This is a genomic window from Streptomyces sp. NPDC029296, assembly GCF_055569255.1.
In genome coordinates this window covers 137685-155441 of the sequence record NZ_JBVHXT010000018.1, presented here as the reverse complement: position 1 = coordinate 155441, position 17757 = coordinate 137685, and the positions used below count along the sequence as shown (strand labels likewise).

Annotated in this window: 14 protein-coding genes and 1 other RNA gene; 11 read left to right on the top strand and 4 right to left on the bottom strand. The window is 74.2% G+C overall.

Annotated features, from left to right (window positions below; all coding sequences use genetic code 11):
- Positions 1–3512 (bottom strand): FHA domain-containing protein (locus tag ACZ4W9_RS18220; RefSeq protein WP_467936785.1); only part of this gene is annotated, 3512 nt, incomplete at its 3' end.
- Positions 3513–3927: 415 nt separating this feature from the next.
- Here ACZ4W9_RS18220 and ACZ4W9_RS18215 point away from each other — a divergent pair.
- From ACZ4W9_RS18215 to ACZ4W9_RS18200, 4 genes are all read left to right on the top strand, one after another.
- Positions 3928–5643 (top strand): serine/threonine-protein kinase, encoded by a 1716-nt coding sequence (locus tag ACZ4W9_RS18215; protein ID WP_467936783.1) that lies wholly within the window; start codon positions 3928–3930, stop codon positions 5641–5643.
- A 111-nt stretch (positions 5644–5754) separates the two neighbouring features.
- Complete coding sequence (locus ACZ4W9_RS18210) at positions 5755–6981, top strand: serine/threonine-protein kinase (protein WP_467936781.1); 1227 nt, start codon at positions 5755–5757, stop codon at positions 6979–6981.
- A 60-nt stretch (positions 6982–7041) separates the two neighbouring features.
- Positions 7042–8148: a peptide chain release factor 2 gene (gene prfB / locus ACZ4W9_RS18205; RefSeq protein WP_467936779.1), complete on the top strand. Its 1107-nt coding sequence runs from the start codon at positions 7042–7044 to the stop codon at positions 8146–8148.
- Between the two features lie 299 nt (positions 8149–8447).
- Positions 8448–9461 (top strand): hypothetical protein, encoded by a 1014-nt coding sequence (locus ACZ4W9_RS18200; protein WP_467936777.1) that lies wholly within the window; start codon positions 8448–8450, stop codon positions 9459–9461.
- 102 nt (positions 9462–9563) lie between these two features.
- Here the strand turns inward: ACZ4W9_RS18200 and ACZ4W9_RS18195 are convergent, their stop codons facing one another.
- The gene (locus tag ACZ4W9_RS18195) at positions 9564–9764 is read right to left on the bottom strand and encodes a hypothetical protein (protein WP_467936775.1); all 201 of its coding nucleotides are present in this window, start codon (positions 9762–9764) and stop codon (positions 9564–9566) included.
- A 263-nt stretch (positions 9765–10027) separates the two neighbouring features.
- Here ACZ4W9_RS18195 and ftsE point away from each other — a divergent pair, with 263 nt between their 5' ends.
- The 5 genes from ftsE to ssrA all read left to right on the top strand — a co-directional run bounded on the left by ftsE (position 10028) and on the right by ssrA (position 14034).
- Positions 10028–10717 carry a cell division ATP-binding protein FtsE gene (gene ftsE, locus ACZ4W9_RS18190; protein ID WP_030610589.1) on the top strand — a complete coding sequence of 230 codons (690 nt, stop codon included), beginning with the start codon at positions 10028–10030 and terminating at the stop codon, positions 10715–10717.
- Positions 10718–10753: 36 nt separating this feature from the next.
- Positions 10754–11671, top strand: a complete 918-nt coding sequence (gene ftsX / locus ACZ4W9_RS18185; protein WP_467936772.1) for a permease-like cell division protein FtsX — start codon at positions 10754–10756, stop codon at positions 11669–11671.
- 68 nt (positions 11672–11739) lie between these two features.
- The gene (locus ACZ4W9_RS18180) at positions 11740–12927 is read left to right on the top strand and encodes a S41 family peptidase (RefSeq protein ID WP_467936770.1); all 1188 of its coding nucleotides are present in this window, start codon (positions 11740–11742) and stop codon (positions 12925–12927) included.
- Positions 12928–13008: 81 nt separating this feature from the next.
- The gene (gene smpB / locus ACZ4W9_RS18175; protein WP_467936795.1) at positions 13009–13551 is read left to right on the top strand and encodes an SsrA-binding protein SmpB; all 543 of its coding nucleotides are present in this window, start codon (positions 13009–13011) and stop codon (positions 13549–13551) included.
- Between the two features lie 113 nt (positions 13552–13664).
- Positions 13665–14034, top strand: a transfer-messenger RNA (tmRNA) gene (gene ssrA / locus ACZ4W9_RS18170).
- Between the two features lie 64 nt (positions 14035–14098).
- On the opposite strand, the gene ACZ4W9_RS18165 is transcribed toward ssrA, so the two are convergent.
- Entirely contained in the window at positions 14099–15316 is a 1218-nt protein-coding gene (locus tag ACZ4W9_RS18165; protein ID WP_467936768.1) for an MFS transporter, read from the bottom strand.
- 83 nt (positions 15317–15399) lie between these two features.
- Here ACZ4W9_RS18165 and ACZ4W9_RS18160 point away from each other — a divergent pair, with 83 nt between their 5' ends.
- On the top strand, positions 15400–16452 hold the full coding sequence (locus ACZ4W9_RS18160) for a LysR family transcriptional regulator (protein ID WP_467936766.1): 1053 nt from the start codon (positions 15400–15402) through the stop codon (positions 16450–16452).
- Here the strand turns inward: ACZ4W9_RS18160 and ACZ4W9_RS18155 are convergent.
- Complete coding sequence (locus tag ACZ4W9_RS18155) at positions 16367–16711, bottom strand: hypothetical protein (RefSeq protein WP_467936764.1); 345 nt, start codon at positions 16709–16711, stop codon at positions 16367–16369. The two genes, ACZ4W9_RS18160 and ACZ4W9_RS18155, sit on opposite strands and share 86 nt — an antisense overlap.
- Before the next feature lie 163 nt (positions 16712–16874).
- Between ACZ4W9_RS18155 and ACZ4W9_RS18150 the strand changes: the two genes are divergently transcribed.
- Entirely contained in the window at positions 16875–17672 is a 798-nt protein-coding gene (locus ACZ4W9_RS18150; protein ID WP_467936762.1) for a hypothetical protein, read from the top strand.
- Positions 17673–17757 lie beyond the last annotated feature (85 nt).

Here is a 17757-nt window from a genome sequence, read left to right as displayed (position 1 = left end):
CTCTCCCCCCCCCCCCCCCCCCTCCCCCCCCCCCCCCCCCCCCCCCCACCCCCCCCCCCCCCCCCCCCCCCCCCCCCCCCCCCCCCCCCCCCCCCCCCGCCCGGCCGCAGCCGGATGGTGGAGCTGGGCGGTGCCTCTATGTCTCCGGAGGCCGGCGCCGGGGTGTGGGTGCGCTGGGCCACCAGCCGGCCGGACACCTCGCGTCCCGCGTGCCACCGGGCGAAGTCCGTCCGGCCCAGCAACTCCGCGCGGCGCTTCAGCTCGGCGCTCAGCGCCTGGGCGAACTCCCGCATGCGCACGGGGTCGCCCGCGATCAGGTGGGTGGTCACATGCGGGATGTCCGTGCACGCCCGCAGCCCCTCGCCGCGCCCGGCGCCCGTGCCGACGCCGTCCCGGCCGTCGAGCAGCACCACGGCCAGCCGGTCCGGCCGCTCGGCGGCGGCCAGCGAGGCGACCACGGTCCGCAGCAGCTCGGTACGGCCGCTGCCGGGCGGGCCCTCGACGAGCAGGTGCGGCCCGTCCGCCACGAGGTCGGCGGTGACCGGGCCGCGCGGCCCCGCACCGAGCACCGCCCGCGCCCGGCCGCCCGGCGACTCGGTGTCGTCCGCCGCGTCCGCCCAGCGCGCCATCAGCGACGCCGGGGTGGCGCGGGCCAGCCCCAGTTCGTCCAGGAGCCGGGCCGATTGGGGCAGCGGCGCCGACACGCGCACGTGCGGCTCGTCGTCCGGGCCGTCCGGGCGCAGCGGAGCCAGGGCCCGCGCGAACCGCTGCGCCCAGGCGGCGGAGACGGCGTCCACGGTGGCGTGCGTGCCGGGTCCGACCGGGCCGCCGGGACCGACCCGCAGCAGTTGCAGCGCGGTGGCGACGTCCCCGCTGAGCAGCGCGACGGCACCGCAGTGGCGGAAGGCGGGCGACACCGCGCACGCGGTCTCGTAGGTCCGCGCCACGGGGGAGACGGGCGAGGCGGGTTCGGTCTCGGCGAGACACACCACGTGGATCCCGGCTTCCGGCCCGGCCACGGCCAGCCGGGCGAGGGCGTCCCGCAGGGCGGAGCCGCCCGGGTCCCCGTCCACGACGACGAGGGTGAACGGGCCGGGGGAACCGGCGGGGGCGCCGGTGCGGGGCAGGGCGTCGGGACCGCCGGGGCCCGGGACGGGAGCGGGAGCGGGTACGGATATGCCGGCCGGGCCCGTCGCGGCGTCCCGGTCCCGGGCCGCCCCGAACTCCCCGGCCGTCGCCGTGTGGTCTTCCAGCCGGCGCAGCAGCTCCTGCGTGCGGGCCGCGGCCTGCTCGCGGTCGTAGGCCAGCAGCAGGCGGCAGTCCTGGCCGTGGCCCGGCCGGACGTGCGGGAGCCAGCCCAGCCAGGCCCACTCCGCCGTACGGTCCTCCACCGGCCGGGAGTGGTCCGCGCTGATCAGCACGATCTCCAGCAGGTCGGGGGAGTGCAGCGCGGCGAGCTGGGCCAGCACGGCGCGGGCCAGCCCGGACAGCCGGGGGCGCGGACCGGCGAGGCCCAGCGCGCCGGCCTCCCGCAGCGCGGCGGTCACGGGTACGGCGGGCAGCAGACCCGAGCCGTCCGGCGCGCTCCGGTCCGCCGTACCGAGCCGCACGGTCAGCGCCTCCGGGTGGCCCGGCCCGCGCTCCCACAGCCGGGGCCCGGGCCCCAGCGCCGTCAGCAGCAGCGCCGCCGGGTCCGGCCAGGTGTCCGGCCGGCCCGCGGCATCGGCGGCCGGGGCGCCGTCGGCGGCGGGGCCGGGGGCGTTCTCGTCCACCTCGGCACCGGCCGCCTGCTCCCCACGGCCGCCGGCCAGCCGCCGCGCCCAGGCCCCGAACCCCCGCCGCCGGACCCCGTGCGGGGCGCCGGCCGGCTTGCCACGGGTCCCCTGCGGGGCGTCGGACCGGGCACGGGTTCCCTGCGGGTCGTCGCCGGGCCCCGGATACGCGCCGCGCGGCCCGGCGGCCGGCACGGGAGCGGCGCCGTACGAGGGGCCGGCGTATCCGGGGTGGCCGCCGGGCCCGGCGTCGGCGGACCGGGGGCGCCCGCTGTACGGCGTGTCGGCGGGACCCGGGAGCACGCCGTACCGCGCGTCGGCGGATCCGGGGCGGGCTGCTGCCTGTGCTGCGCCGGCGGGGCCGGGGACGGTGCCCTGGGACCCGTCGGCGTATCCCGGGCGGGTGCCGTACGCGGGGTCGGCGTATCCGGAGTGGTGGCCGGGCCCGGCGTCGGCGGGGCCCGGGTACGTGCCCTGTGCCCCGGCGGCGGGCGCGGGAGCGGTGCCGTACGACGGGTCGGCGTGACCGGGGTGGCCGCCGTACCGCGCGTCGGGGGAGCCGGGGTGGGGTCCTTGGACGGGGCCGGCGGGCGCGGGGTGGGTGCCCCGGGGGGCGTCCGTGCCTCTGACCGGGGTGTCCTTGCGTGCGCCGGGACGCGGGTCCCGGTCCACGCGCGCGTTCTCGACGCAGGGTGCTCCGGCGTACGCCGTTCCGGGCGCCCCGCCGGCCACCCCGAAGCGTCCCGCGTGGGTGGTGTCACGACCGGATGCCCTGCCCGGCGCGGCGGAGCCCGTGCCCCGGTTCTCCGCCTCCGGCGCCCCGGCCTGCCCCGGCACCACCGGTGACTGCCCGCGCCGGTGCTCCTGCGCCCCGGCCGCGGCGCCCCACGAGCCGTAGCCGTGGTGGGCCTCCCCGGCGGGGGAGGGAGTCCGGCTGCCGCCGCCCGCCGCCCCACCGCGATGCCCCGCACCCGGGGACGACACCGTGTCCACGCCCGGAGCGGCGGTCGCCGACGGCGAGGACCCTCCGCCGGGGCCGTCCGCGTCCGCCGGGGAGACCCCGGCCCCGCCCACGGCCACCCGTACGCACCCCTCCCCGTCCGGCACCGCCCGCACCCGTGTCGCCGCCCCGCCCGACGCGGTCACCCGCAGGGCGGACTCGCCGACCCGCAGCAGGCCGCCCGCGGGGACCGGTACCGGCCGGTCGGTCACCCGCGTGCCGTCCAGGGACGTGCCGTTCGTGGAGCCGAGGTCGGCGACCGAGACACGGCCGTCCGCGCCGACGGTGACCGCGCAGTGCAGCCGGGAGACGTCGGGGTCGTCCAGCGGTACGTCCGCGTCGGCGGAGCGGCCCACGGTGATCCGCCCGCCGTGCAGCAGATGGACCCCGCCCGCGTCCGGCCCCGCCACCACGTGCAGCCGCGTCGGCGCGTCGTCCAGCTCGGGACGCGGCTCGGGCGCCGCCGGAACGCCCAGGGACAGCACCGCCCCGTCGACCAGCGGCGGCTCGCCGAGCGTGTACCGGCGCGGATCGAGGCGCTCCTCGCCCGCGTACAGCACCACGGACGCGCCGGCCTCCCGCCCCGCGCCCCCCTCGCCCGCGACCGCCCCGGCCAGGGCCGACGCCACCGCGCCCAGCTCCGTGCCCACGGGCGCCGTGACCAGCACGTCGCGGCACACGGCGCGGCCCCGTTGCGGGGGCGGACCGAGCGGGTCTACGACGGTCAGCCGGATCTGCATCGGCGTCAGCGGTCCCTTCTGCGCGGGTCTGCGCGGGCGCGGACTTCCCCCCACCCCACACGAGCACGTCGGCCAGCAGCCGCCGGCACCGTCCCGGCGGACTGCTGGAGGCATCCTCGCACCTGCCGTCGGCCACGCGCCCGGAACCCGGTGACAAGTGATCTTGATTGGTCGGCTCTGCCCCCAAAAGTGCCGGACCCGGAACCCGTCGGCGATCAGTTGAGATCGGTCACGTCCGGTCCCGGGCAACCGGAGGACCGCGTCCCGCGTCTTTCCGTCGAACCCCGTCCCGAACGCCCCGAGGATGCCCGGGAACGCGTACGTGGTGCCCCGTAGCACGGCACTACAGTGGGGCGGAACACCGGGACTCCGGGACCGGGGAGCAAGCGACAGCAACCAGCAGGGAGCGCGTGACGTGCGGCCAGTCGGCAGCAAGTACCTGCTTGAGGAGCCGCTCGGACGCGGCGCCACAGGCACCGTCTGGCGTGCCCGCCAGAGGGAGACGGCGGGTGCCGAGGCCGCCGTGCCCGGACAGCCGGGGGAAACGGTCGCGATCAAGGTCCTCAAGGAGGAGCTGGCGAGCGACCCGGACATCGTGATGCGCTTCCTGCGCGAGCGCTCCGTACTGCTCCGGCTCACCCACCCGAACATCGTCCGGGTCCGTGACCTGGTCGTCGAGGGCGATCTGCTGGCCTTGGTCATGGACCTCGTCGACGGCCCCGACCTGCATCGCCACCTGCGCGAGAACGGCCCCTTCACCCCGGTCGGCGCCGCCCTGCTGACCGCCCAGATCGCCGACGCCCTCGCCGCGAGCCACGCCGACGGCGTCGTCCACCGCGACCTGAAGCCCGCCAACGTGCTGCTCCGGCAGCACGGCGGCGAGATGCACCCGATGCTGACCGACTTCGGCATCGCGCGCCTCGCCGACTCCCCGGGCCTGACCCGGACCCACGAGTTCGTCGGCACGCCCGCCTACGTCGCCCCGGAGTCCGCCGAGGGCCGCCCGCAGACCTCCGCCGTGGACGTCTACGGCGCCGGCATCCTGCTGTACGAGCTGGTCACCGGCCGCCCGCCGTTCGCCGGGAGCACCGCCCTGGAGGTGCTGCACCAGCACCTGAGCGCCGAGCCGCGCCGCCCCTCCACCGTCCCGGACCCGCTGTGGACGGTCATAGAGCGCTGCCTGCGCAAGAACCCGGACGAGCGGCCCGGCGCCGAGAACCTCGCCCGGGCCCTGCGGGTCGTCGCCGAGGGCGTCGGGGTGCACGCGAACGCCGCGCAGATCGCCGCCGCCGACGGCGTCGGCGCGCTCCTCGCCCCGGACCCGGCCCCGGCCGCCGTCCCGGACGCGCCCGGCGCCGCCGACCCCACCCGGGTGCTGCCGGCGAACGCGCCGCAGGGGGCGTACGACCCGAACGCCGCGACCAGTGTGCTGCCGCACACCGGCGGCCCGGCCGGCGCCGCCGACCCGACGGCCGTGCTGCCCCACACGGGCGCCGCGGACCCCACGGCCGTCCTGCCCCCCGTACCGCCGGACCAGCAGGGACAGCAGGGGCAGCAGCCCGAGCAGCCGCACCCCTGGCAGACGCAGCTGCGCGCCGCCCGGGACCGCAACGACCAGACGCAGATCCAGTACCTCGACCCGGACGAGGACCCGCTGCGCCGCCGCCCCCAGCGGCAGGTCGCCCCCCGGCCCCAGCAGCAGCCGCGCCCGGCCCCCCAGCCCCGCCCGCAGCAGCCCCAGCCGCGCGGCCGGCAGCGCCCGCAGCAGGCCCCCGGCCACGGCTATCCGCAGCAGCAGCCCCAGCGGTACTCCACGCCCCAGCCGCCGCAGCCGGCCCAGCAGCCGCAGCGGTACGCGCCGCCCGCCCCGCCCGAGCCGCAGCGGCCCGCGCGCGAGCCCCGGGCGCCGCGGCGGCGCGGCGCCAACCCGATGAAGATCCCCGGGCTGGGCTGCCTGAAGGGCTGCCTGTTCACGATCGTCATCCTGGTCGTCGTCAGCTGGCTGATCTGGGAGCTGACCCCGTTGCAGGACTGGATCGGCACCGGCAAGGGCTACTGGGACCAGCTGACCGACTGGGCCGGCACGGTGGGCGGCTGGGTCAAGGACCTGGGCGGCTCCTCCGGGAACTGACCGCGAGGCTGGAGATTTGTCGACATCTGCCGGGTGATTTCCGCCTCGGCGGAGAAGGCCGACCCGCCGGACGCGTACTTTTAACGACAACACGCGTCTGTAGGAGCAGTCTTGGCACGGAAGATCGGCAGCCGGTACACCGCGAACCAGATCCTGGGGCGGGGGAGCGCCGGGACGGTGTGGCTGGGCGAGGGACCGGAGGGCCCCGTCGCCATCAAGCTGCTGCGTGAGGACCTCGCCTCCGATCAGGAGCTCGTCGGCCGCTTCGTGCAGGAGCGCACCGCGCTGCTCGGCCTGGAACACCCGCGCATCGTCACCGTGCGCGACCTGGTGGTCGACGGCAACGACCTGGCCCTGGTCATGGACCTCGTCCGCGGCACCGACCTGCGCACCCGCCTGGAACGGGAACGGCGGCTCGCTCCCGAGGCGGCCGTCGCGATCGTCGCCGACGTCGCCGACGCGCTGGCCGCGGCCCACGCGGCCGGCGTCGTCCACCGGGACGTCAAGCCCGAGAACGTCCTGCTGGACATGCAGGGCCCGCTCGGACCGGGCGGCGCCCACCCGGCGCTGCTCACCGACTTCGGCGTCGCCAAACTGATCGACTCGCCCCGGCGGACCCGCGCCACGAAGATCATCGGCACCCCGGACTACCTGGCCCCGGAGATCGTGGAGGGCCTGCCGCCCCGGGCCGCCGTGGACATCTACGCGCTGGCCACCGTCCTGTACGAGCTGCTGGCCGGCTTCACCCCCTTCGGCGGCGGACACCCCGGCGCGGTGCTGCGCCGGCACGTCACCGAGACCGTCGTACCGCTGCCCGGCATCCCCGAGGAGCTGTGGCAGCTGCTGGTGCAGTGCCTGGCCAAGGCGCCCGCCTCCCGGCTGCGCGCCTCCGAGCTGGCGGCGCGGCTGCGCGAGCAGCTGCCCACGCTGGCCGGGCTGCCCCCGCTGGAGGTGGACGAGCCGGGGCCCGCCGAGGACGAGGCCGAGGAAGCCGCCCCCGCGCCCGCGCCCGAGGGCGAGCCGGTACGGCGGCGCGGCGCGGTGTCCCTGGTCCCCGGCGCCAAGCCGGACTCCAACCGGGACACGCACACCTCGATGCGGATGCCCGCGCCGGACGAGCTGGCCGGGGGCGCCCACGGGACCGCCCGCGCCCCCCGGGCCGCCGGCGCGCCCCGGCCGGGCTCGGCCCGCCACAGGGCCGCGGTGCGGCGGCGCCGGGTGACCCTCGGGGTGGCCGGGGTGGTGGTGGCCGCCGCGGTGGGCGTCGGCGCGTGGCTCGCCTCCGCCGACGGGGAGGACCAGGCGCCGCGGGACACCCACAGCACGCCGGCCCCCTGAGTTCCGGTGCCGGAGGCGGTACGGCCGAGGACGCTTGCCACAGCCGTTACGCTGGAAGGCGTGGCAGTCGTCGATGTATCCGAAGAGCTGAAGTCCCTCTCCTCGACCATGGAGTCGATCGAGGCCGTCCTGGACCTCGGGAAGATGAGGGCAGATATCGCCGCGCTCGAGGAGCAGGCGGCGGCCCCGTCCCTGTGGGACAACCCGGACGAGGCGCAGAAGATCACCAGCAAGCTCTCCCACCTCCAGGCCGAGGTCAGGAAGGCGGAGGCGCTGCGCGGCCGGATCGACGACCTCGCGGTCCTGTTCGAGATGGCCGAGGAGGAGGACGACCCGGACACCCGCGCGGAGGCCGAGTCCGAGCTGACCTCGGTGAAGAAGGCGCTGGACGAGATGGAGGTCCGCACCCTCCTGTCCGGCGAGTACGACTCCCGTGAGGCGCTCGTCAACATCCGCGCCGAGGCCGGTGGCGTCGACGCCGCCGACTTCGCCGAGAAGCTCCAGCGCATGTACCTGCGCTGGGCCGAGCAGCGCGGCTACAAGACGGAGCTGATCGAGACGTCGTACGCCGAAGAGGCCGGCATCAAGTCGACCACCTTCGCCGTGCACTCGCCGTACGCCTACGGCACCCTCTCCGTCGAGCAGGGCACGCACCGCCTCGTGCGCATCTCGCCCTTCGACAACCAGGGCCGCCGCCAGACCTCCTTCGCGGGCGTCGAGGTGCTGCCGGTCGTCGAGCAGTCCGACCACGTCGAGATCGACGAGTCCGAGCTGCGGATCGACGTCTACCGCTCCTCCGGCCCCGGCGGCCAGGGCGTCAACACGACCGACTCCGCGGTCCGCATCACCCACCTGCCCACCGGCATCGTGGTCTCCTGCCAGAACGAGCGGTCGCAGATCCAGAACAAGGCCACCGCGATGAACGTCCTCCAGGCCAAGCTGCTGGAGCGGCGCCGGCAGGAGGAGCAGGCCAAGATGGACGCCCTCAAGGGCGACGGCGGCAACTCCTGGGGCAACCAGATGCGCTCCTACGTCCTGCACCCGTACCAGATGGTCAAGGACCTGCGCACCGAGCACGAGGTGGGCAACCCGGAGGCCGTGTTCAACGGCGAGATCGACGGGTTCCTGGAGGCCGGGATTCGCTGGCGCAAGCAGCGGGAGAAGTAACTTTGTCGACATGACAACTGCCGTCCCGTGGGCGGCAGTTGTTCTTTTGTCCGGGTTTTACATCACACTCACAGGCTCCAATTCCCCGTAAACGTCACCCCTTCGGGCAATGCGCCCGCAACGCCCTTGACGTTGCTTTGAAAAATCGGAAGGGTGGGGCGGCGGCATGCGTACTCAACGGGGCGCATGTGAACCGGGGGATCGAGTTGACGCACACTTCGTCACCAGCTACCTCCGTCGATCACGGTACGCCCCATGCGCCGCCTCTCTGACGAACAGCTACTGGGGGTAGCAACCATATGACGAAGAAGACGCGGATCCGGGTCGCGCGGATAGCCGCCGGCGCCGTGATCGCGGCCGGTGCGTCGCTGACCGCGGCGGGCGCGGCTTCCGCCCTGGACCTCGACGTCCAGGCGGGTCCGATCAGCCTCGGCGTGAGCGGTGTCGGCGCCGACGGCGGCAACACCGACGGGGGCGGCGGCGACTGCCCCATCGGCATCTGCACCGACGGCGGCGCCGCCAGCACGGGTGGCGGTGCGGTGACCGGCGGTGACGCGAGCACGGGTGGCGGTGCGGTGACCGGCGGTGACGCGGCCACGGGTGGCGGTGCGGTGACCGGCGGTGACGCGGCCACAGGTGGCGGTGCGGTGACCGGTGGCGACGCGGCCACGGGTGGCGGCGCGGCGACCGGTGGCGACGCGGCCACGGGTGGCGGCGCGGCGACCGGCGGCGACAGCGGCAACGGCAACTCCGGTGGCAACGGCAACTCGGGCGGCAACGGCAACTCGGGCGGCAACGGCAACTCGGGTGGCAATGGCAACTCGGGCGGCACCGGCAACGGCGGCAACAGCGGCACCGACGGTGGCAACGGCAACTCCGGCGGTAACGGCAACTCCGGCGGTAACTCCGGCGGCAACGGCAACTCCGGCGGCGACAGCGGCACCAGCGGCTCCGTCGACGGGGGCTCGACCGACGGCGGTTCGACCGACGGCGGTTCCGGCAGCACGGGCGGCGGCTCCGGTGACGGTGGCTCCACCGACGGCGGTTCCACCGACGGCGGCACCGGCACCGGCGGCAACAACAACACGCCCAACGGCGGCGGCAACAACAGCGTCCCGCAGGACGCCGGCTCCTCGGCCCTGACCGACACCGGCTCCGACACCGTGGCCCAGGGCGGCGACAAGCAGCTCGCCGAGACCGGTGCCGGCCAAACCGCGTTCCTGCTCGTCGGCGCCGCAACCATGATCGCCGGCGGTATCGGCTTCCGCGTGCTGCCGCGCCTGGTCAACGCCCGCGGCGGCGCTGCGGCCTGAGCGTAGCCACCCGCTCACCGCTCGCACGCGAGCACACCCGTAAGGGCCCGGAGCCTGGCGCTCCGGGCCCTTCACGACGCTTCGGCGATCTCTCTCAACCGGTCACACGGTCTGGTGCGCCAGCAGCGCCACCGTGGCGATCAGCACCGCCAGCAGCGCGATCAGCGCCATCGGGTTCAGCCCGTTCAGGCCCGAGAGGAAGCCCTCCTGCTGCAGTCGCTCGCGGTTGGCACGGCACACCGGGCACCGGCCCTCACTCACGGGCGCCGCGCAGTTCGCGCACACCAACCGGTCGTACGTCATGCGCTCGCCCTCCTCGCACCGGCCATCACCTGTACAACGCTCACGGGAACGGGAACGTTCCCCGGCCTTCCCGTCGTCCTTCGTCTTCCTTCCACTGTGCCAGGTTCCCGCGGAGCGTGCGCGGGGCCCGCGTGGGGGGAGGTCCGGACAGCGGGCGGTACAAAAACGTACAAGTCTTGCCCAACCTCAGCCCGCGCCTGCGCTTGCGCACCCGGTTCGCGTATGGTCACGCTCATCTACCCCCGGCGACCCGTGGTGCATCCGTGATCCGATTCGACAACGTCTCCAAGGTCTACCCCAAGCAGACCCGCCCCGCACTCAGGGATGTCTCCCTGGAGGTGGAGAAGGGCGAGTTCGTCTTCCTCGTGGGGTCCTCCGGCTCCGGAAAGTCCACCTTCCTGCGGCTCATCCTCCGCGAGGAGCGGTGCAGCCACGGCCAGGTGCACGTGCTCGGCAAGGACCTCGCGCGCCTGTCCAACTGGAAGGTGCCGCAGATGCGCCGCCAGCTGGGCACCGTCTTCCAGGACTTCCGGCTGCTGCCGAACAAGACGGTCGCCGAGAACGTGGCCTTCGCCCAGGAGGTGATCGGCAAGTCCCGCGGCGAGATCCGCAAGTCCGTGCCGCAGGTCCTCGACCTCGTCGGACTCGGCGGCAAGGAGGACCGCAGGCCCGGCGAGCTGTCCGGCGGTGAACAGCAGCGCGTCGCCATCGCGCGGGCGTTCGTCAACCGGCCCAAGCTGCTCATCGCCGACGAGCCCACCGGCAACCTCGACCCGCAGACCTCCGTCGGCATCATGAAGCTGCTCGACCGGATCAACCGGACCGGCACCACCGTCATCATGGCGACGCACGACCAGAACATCGTGGACCAGATGCGCAAGCGCGTCATCGAGCTGGAGAAGGGCCGCCTCGTCCGCGACCAGGCCCGCGGCGTCTACGGCTACCAGCACTGACCGCCCCCAGCTCCCGAAAGGCCTGAAGAAGTAGCCATGCGCGCCCAGTTCGTCCTGTCGGAGATCGGCGTCGGTCTCCGCCGCAACCTGACGATGACCTTCGCCGTCATCGTCTCCGTCGCCCTGTCCCTGGCCCTGTTCGGCGGTTCGCTGCTGATGAGCGACCAGGTCGGCACCATGAAGGGCTACTGGTACGACAAGGTCAACGTCTCGATCTTCCTGTGCAACAAGCACGACGCGGAGAACGACGTGCACTGCGCCAAGGGCGCGGTCACCGAGGACCAGAAGAAGCAGATCTCCGCGGACCTGAAGAAGATGCCGGTCGTCGAGCAGGTGACCTACGAGTCCCAGGACGAGGCGTACAAGCACTACAAGGAGCAGTTCGGCAACTCCCCGCTGGCCGGCTCGCTGACACCGGACCAGATGCAGGAGTCGTACCGGATCAAGCTCAAGGACCCGCAGAAGTACCAGGTGATCGCGACCGCGTTCAACGGGCGGGACGGCGTGCAGTCGGTGCAGGACCAGAAGGGCATCCTGGACAACCTCTTCCAGCTGCTGAACCTGATGAACCGGGGCGCGCTCGGCGTGATGGCGATGATGCTGATCGTCGCCCTGCTGCTGATCGTCAACACCGTGCGCGTCTCGGCGTTCAGCCGTCGGCGCGAGACCGGCATCATGCGCCTGGTCGGCGCCTCGGGCTTCTACATCCAGGCGCCGTTCATCGCCGAGGCCGCGGTCGCCGGGCTCATCGGCGGCGGCCTGGCCTGTGTCGCGCTCGTGCTCGGCCGGTACTTCACCATCGACCACGGCATGGACCTCTCCCACAAGCTCACCCTCATCAACTTCGTGGGCTGGGACGCGGTGTTGACCAAGCTGCCGCTGATCCTCGCGACGAGCGTGCTGATGCCGTCCCTGGCGGCGTTCTTCGCGCTCCGCAAGTACTTGAAGGTGTGACGCACACCAAGGAGGGCCGTACGGGCAACCGCCCGTACGGCCCTTCGCGTTGTCCTAGACTCACCGCCATGTCAGGCCGTGACCCCCTCTGTAGTCCCCGCCGCGTCCGCCGCGGCGCCGCCCTGACACTGGTCTTCGCCGGCGTGCTGGTGACCGGCGCCGCCACCGGCGCCTTCCCGGGACCCGGCACCCCCCAGCGCCGGGCCGAAGCCGGACCGGCGGACCCGGCCGCCCGGCACGAGGCCGTGCGCCGGGCCGCCGCCGAGGCGATGGCCGACGGCAAGTCCCCCATGGAGGCCGCCGAACGGGCCGTCAGCCGCAGCGGCGACCGCTGGGCCGCCGTCTACTCCGAGGGCGAGTACGAGGAGTTCCGGGACGCCCTCGACGGCCGCTACACCGGCGTCGGCCTGTGGGCGCGGCAGGAGGCGGACGGCGGGATCGAGGTCACCCGTGTGCGGAGCGGCTCGCCCGCCGCGGAGGCCGGGATCCGCGTCGGCGACCGGCTGCGCAGCGTCGACGGCCACAAGACCGAGGGCCGGCCGGTCACCGAGGTGATCGCCCTGCTGCGCGGCGACGCGCCCGGCGACGGCACGGCGGACGCCCCGGCCGGGACCACGGTCACGCTCGGGCTGGCGCGCTCCACGCGCACGTGGACGAAGACCCTGCACCGGGCCCGGCTGTCCACCGACCCGGTGACCGTGCGCCGGCTGCCGGGCGGGGTGAGCGTGCTGAAGGTCTCCGCGTTCACCAAGGGCTCCGCCGGCGCCGTCCGCGCGGCCCTGCGCGCCGCCCCGGCGGGCGGCCGTACCGTCCTGGACCTGCGCGGCAACTCCGGCGGTCTGGTCACCGAGGCCGTGGCCTGCGCCTCCGCCTTCCTGGACGGCGGCCTGGTCGCCACCTACGACGTCGACGGCGCCCAGCGCGCCCTGCACGCGGACCCGGGCGGCGACACCACCCGGCCCCTGGTCGTCCTCGTCGACGGCGGCACGATGAGCGCGGCCGAGCTGCTCACCGGTGCCCTCCAGGACCGGGGCCGCGCGGTGGTGATCGGCTCGCGCACCTTCGGCAAGGGCTCCGTGCAGATGCCGACGAAGCTGCCCGACGGCTCGGTGGCCGAGCTGACCGTCGGCCACTACCGGACCCCGGCCGGCCGCGCGGTCGACGGCCGGGGCATCACCCCGGACCTGGAGGCGGGACCGGAGCAGGCCCTGCCACGGGCGCAGACGGTGCTGACCGGGCTGGGCGACCCGTCGTAGCCACGCCGGCCGGCCGCGCGTAAACGGCTGTACCCACCCCCCCTGTGTGGTGCGAAAATGGTCGGCACTATGAGCAAGGGAATGTACGTACCGAAGGAGTCCCAGCCCAAGCAGGGCGGCGGGGCCGGCAAGGCCAGGGACGGCGAGAAGGGCGGCAAGCGCAAGATCGTCGCCCAGAACAAGAAGGCCCGGCACGACTACGCGATCATCGACACCTACGAGGCCGGGCTCGTGCTCATGGGCACGGAGGTCAAGTCGCTGCGCGAGGGACGGACGTCGCTGACGGACGGCTTCGTCCACATCGACCGGGGCGAGGCGTGGCTGCACAACGCCCACATCCCCGAGTATCACCAGGGCAGCTGGACCAACCACTCCGCGCGCCGCAAGCGCAAGCTGCTCCTGCACCGCGAGGAGATCGCCAAGCTGGAGGCGAAGTCCCAGGAGACGGGCCACACGATCGTGCCCCTCGCCATCTACTTCAAGGACGGCCGGGCGAAGGCCGAGATCGCGCTCGCGCGGGGCAAGAAGGAGTACGACAAGCGGCAGACGCTGCGGGAGCAGCAGGACCGGCGGGAGGCGGCCCGGGCGATCGCGGCGGCCAAGCGCAGGCAGCGCGGCGTCTAGCGGACCGGCCGGGGGGAATAGGCTGGCATCGTCGGGCGTTGGTCACGTACGATGGGCATGCACCCCATAGAGGGTGTGCGAACCCTCCTCGGAGGGGTTTGAAAAATCAACATGGGGATGATCGGTTTCGACAGCGGCTGTCGAAGCAGGGGAAGCGTGTCGAGGAAGCGGCAATGATCTCGTAAACCATATGTCGCAAAAAATAATCGCCAACACCAAGCGCGATTCCTTCGCCCTCGCTGCCTGATCAGCGACTTGCGAAGTGTCAGCCCGGGGCTGTTCCCGACCCGGATCCTGGCATCAGCTAGGGAACTAAACCTCTAAACCCGGTCACGGGGTGTAGAGGGAAATCAAACAGTGACTGAGCCCGTCGGAGACTTGTCCGCGTGATCTCCGGGGCCGAGAAAATCGCAGCGGACTGCACACGGAGAAGCCCTGATTCCGCACCGTTGGACGCGGGTTCGATTCCCGCCATCTCCACGAGACCCCTCCGGGGGTCGGCCCCATGTGGGCGAAGGCCCCGTCGCTTCGTGCGGCGGGGCCTTCGTCATGCCCGCCGCCCGCCCGCGAGGCCCGCGAGCAGCGCCAGCGAGGCCGCCGCTGCCGGTACGGCGAAGGCGGTGACGGGGGAGAGGTGCTCGGTCGCCCAGCCGCCCGTCGCCGAGCCGCAGGCGATCCCGGCGAGCAGCCCGGTCACCATCAGGCTCATGCCCTCGTTCAGCCGGTCCGCCGGCGTGCGCCGCTGCACCAGGGCCATCGCCGTCACCATGGTCGGCGCGGTCGCCATGCCCGCGACCAGCAGCGCGCCGGCGAGCACCACGAGCGAGCCGGTGCCGGCCGCCGCCCAGGGCAGCGCCATGAGGACGGCCATCGCCGCCAGGCACCGGGTGAGCCGGGGACCGGCCGGCCCCCGCGCCCCGAACGCCAGTCCCGCCGCGCACGAGCCCGCCGCCTGGAGCGCGAGCACGAGGCCGACCGCCGTGCGCTGTCCCCGCGCGTCGGCGTAGGCGATCGTGACGACCTCCATCGCACCGAACACCGCCCCGGTCGCGAGGAAGCAGACCAGCAGCGGCCGGATCCCGGGGCTGCGCAGCGGCGAGGGCGCCTGGGAGCGGGCCGTCACCGGCGGCTCGGTCGCCCGCTGGGCGGTGAACAGCAGCATCCCGGCGAGCAGCAGCACCGCCCCCGCGAGCGTGCCCGCCTCCGGGAAGAACGTCCCGGTCAGGAAGGAGGCGAGCACCGGCCCGAGCATGAAGCACAGCTCGTCCGCCGCTTGCTCGAACGCGTTCGCCGTGTGCAGCGCGCCGGGCTCGTCCCGCAGCAGATGGGCCCAGCGGGCGCGGGAGAGGCCGCCGATGTTCGGGGTGGCCGCGGTACCGGCGTAGGCCGCGAACAGGGTCCAGTCGGGGGCGTCGTAGCGGACGCACAGCAGCAGCGCGAGGCTTCCGAGCACCGCGACGGCCGTGGCCGGCAGCGCGATCCGGGCCTGCCCGTGCCGGTCCACCAGCCGGGCGACCCAGGGCCCGGCCACCGCGGTCGCCGCGAGCCCGGTCGCGGTGACGGCCCCGGCGAGGGCGTACGAGCCCCGGGAACCGGCGATCATCACGACCGCGCTCACGCTGAACATGCCCGTGGGAAGACGGGCGAGAAGGTTGCCGGTGGTGAAGGCGCGGGCCCCGGGAAGGGCGAACAGGCGCCCGTATCCGGTGAGTTGTGTGCGGTGTGCGCGAACGCGGCCGTCTCGGCCGGTGGTCTGCTGCGGCATGGGTCCACGGTCACCCGGAGCGGATCACGGGGTCCAACACCTGCCGGGCGCCGATTGACGCACCCGCGTTGTAAATTCGCTCCGTGCCCGCTTCCATAGACCCGCGCCTGCTGCGCGCCTTCGTGGCCGTGGCGGAGGACCTGCACTTCACCCGGGCCGCGGCCCGGCTCTACGTCGCCCAGCAGGCGCTGAGCCGCGATGTGCGGCGGCTGGAGCGGGAGTTGGGCGCCGAGCTGTTCGTGCGCACCACCCGGCAGGTCACCCTCACCCCCGACGGGGAACGCCTGCTGCCGCACGCGCGCCGGGTCCTCGCCGCCCAGGGCGACCTGCTCGCCGCGTTCGCGGCCGGCCAATCCCGCCCGCTGCTGGTCGACCTCAACTCGGCGGGCCTGGCCACCGGCCGCCGGGTGCTGTACCGGGCCCGCGAACTCGCCCCCGACTGCGAACTGATGGCCCGCTACGAGAGCGGCCTCACCGGAGCCGCGGCCGACCTGCTGGCCGGCCGCCTGGACGTCTCCTTCGGCCGCTTCGCCGGACTCGACCCTGCGCTCCGCTCCGGTCTCGCGCAGCAGCCGGTGCGGTACGAGCCGATGGCCGTCGTGCTGCCCGGCGGCCATCCGCTGGCGTCCTCGCCCGAGGTACCGGTGTCCGCGCTGGCCGGGGAGACGGTGTACGCCGGCGCGGGCAACCCGCGCACCCGGGAGTGGACCGACCTGGCCCGGCGCCTGTTCGAGGACCGGGGCATCCGGCTCGCCCCGCCGCTGCCGATGGCCGTCGGCGACGAGGAGTTCGCCCGCGTCATGGCGAAGACCGGGAACCCGGTGCTGGCGGTGGTGGACTTCCCGCCCATGCCCGGCACGGTCCTGCGCCCCCTCGTCGCCCCCGTCCCGCTGTCGCCCGTTTCCCTGGTGTGGCGCAGGGGCCTGGTCCACCCCGGCCTGACGGCGCTGAGACGGGCGGCGGCGGAGACGGCGCGGACGGAGGGCTGGCTGCGCCGCCCGGCAGACGGCTGGATCCCGGCGGCGGACGAGGAGACCATGGGGGCCGGCCCTACGCCGGGTGGGCGACCGCGTCCCGCTGCAACTGGACGGCGGCCAGCAGGCTCAGGTCCGGCTCGGCCTGGCGCAGCGCCTTGATCGCGGCGACGGAGCCGACGTCCCCGGCGAACCCGGCCGCGGCGAGCCGCTCCCGCACCCACGCGGCCCGCAGCGGCCCCTCGTCCGCCGCCGCGACACCCCCGGCCACCGCGACGGCCCGCTCCAGCCCGGCCCGCTCCTCCTCCGGAGCCCCGTCCAGGACCTCCCGCAAGGCGGCCAGAACGACATCCGCGTCCCGGATGACGAGCACACAGTCCTGCTTCCTGCCGAATCCCGCGAGTCCCTTCACACGGACCATGGTGGCCGCGACGGGCGACGCCCTCCAAACCACTTGAGCACTTCCAGAGGGTTGCCCCGGTCAGCCCGCCCCCGAGTGAGGCGGATCACTGTCCGGTCGCCGCATCTCTTTGCCCGGTTGCCGAGTCACACCAGCGGACCGGGAATGCAAAGGAGATGCAAAGGTGACCAAGCGAACCCTTCTGGCCACGGCGGCCCTGTGTGCGACGGCGGCGCTGACGCTGACCGCGTGCGGGGGCGACGACGAGAAGACCGACGGCAAGGAGAAGGGCGCCTCCGCCTCCGCCCCTGCTTCCGCTTCCGCGACGTCGTCGCCCGGGAAGCCGTTCGAGGGGCTGACCGGGGACCAGATCTCCGAGAAGGCCCGCGTGGCCATGACCAAACTGAAGTCGTTCAAGGTCAAGGGCGCCATGACCATCGACGGCGCGGACATGAGCTTCGACTTCGCCGTCGCCACCAAGGGTGACTGCCAGGGAACCCTCACCCGCGCCGGCGGATCCGCCGAGATCCGCAAGGCCGGCGGCGTGATGTACATGAAGGGCGACGAGAAGTTCTGGCAGCAGTCGGGCGAGGAGGACGGCTCGTCGCCCGAGGACACGAAGGCCTTCACCCAGCTCGTCAAGGGACGCTGGTTCAAGCTGGGCTCGGGCGCGGAGGCGAGCGAGGAGTTCCCCTTCTGCGACGCCGGCGTGATGTTCGAGAAGGACGAGGACGAGCCCCGTCTCGCCCGGGGCCCGGAGACCGAGGTCGACGGCACGCGCGCCCTGACGCTCACGGGCAAGGACGGCGCGGAGCGGCAGACGCTCCTCGTGGCCGCCGAGGGCGAGCCCTACGCGCTGAAGATGACGACCGAGGGCGGCAAGGAGCCGGGCTCGCTGGAGTACTCGGCGTTCAACAAGCCCGTGACCGTCGCGGCCCCGCCGGCCGACGAGGTCGTCGACGCGAACGCACTCAAGGGCTGACACCGGGTTCACCGCCGTGACGGGATCCCGGGGCAGTCGAACGACTGACCCGGGACGGGGAGCGGGAGGTCGTCCCGCTCCCCGG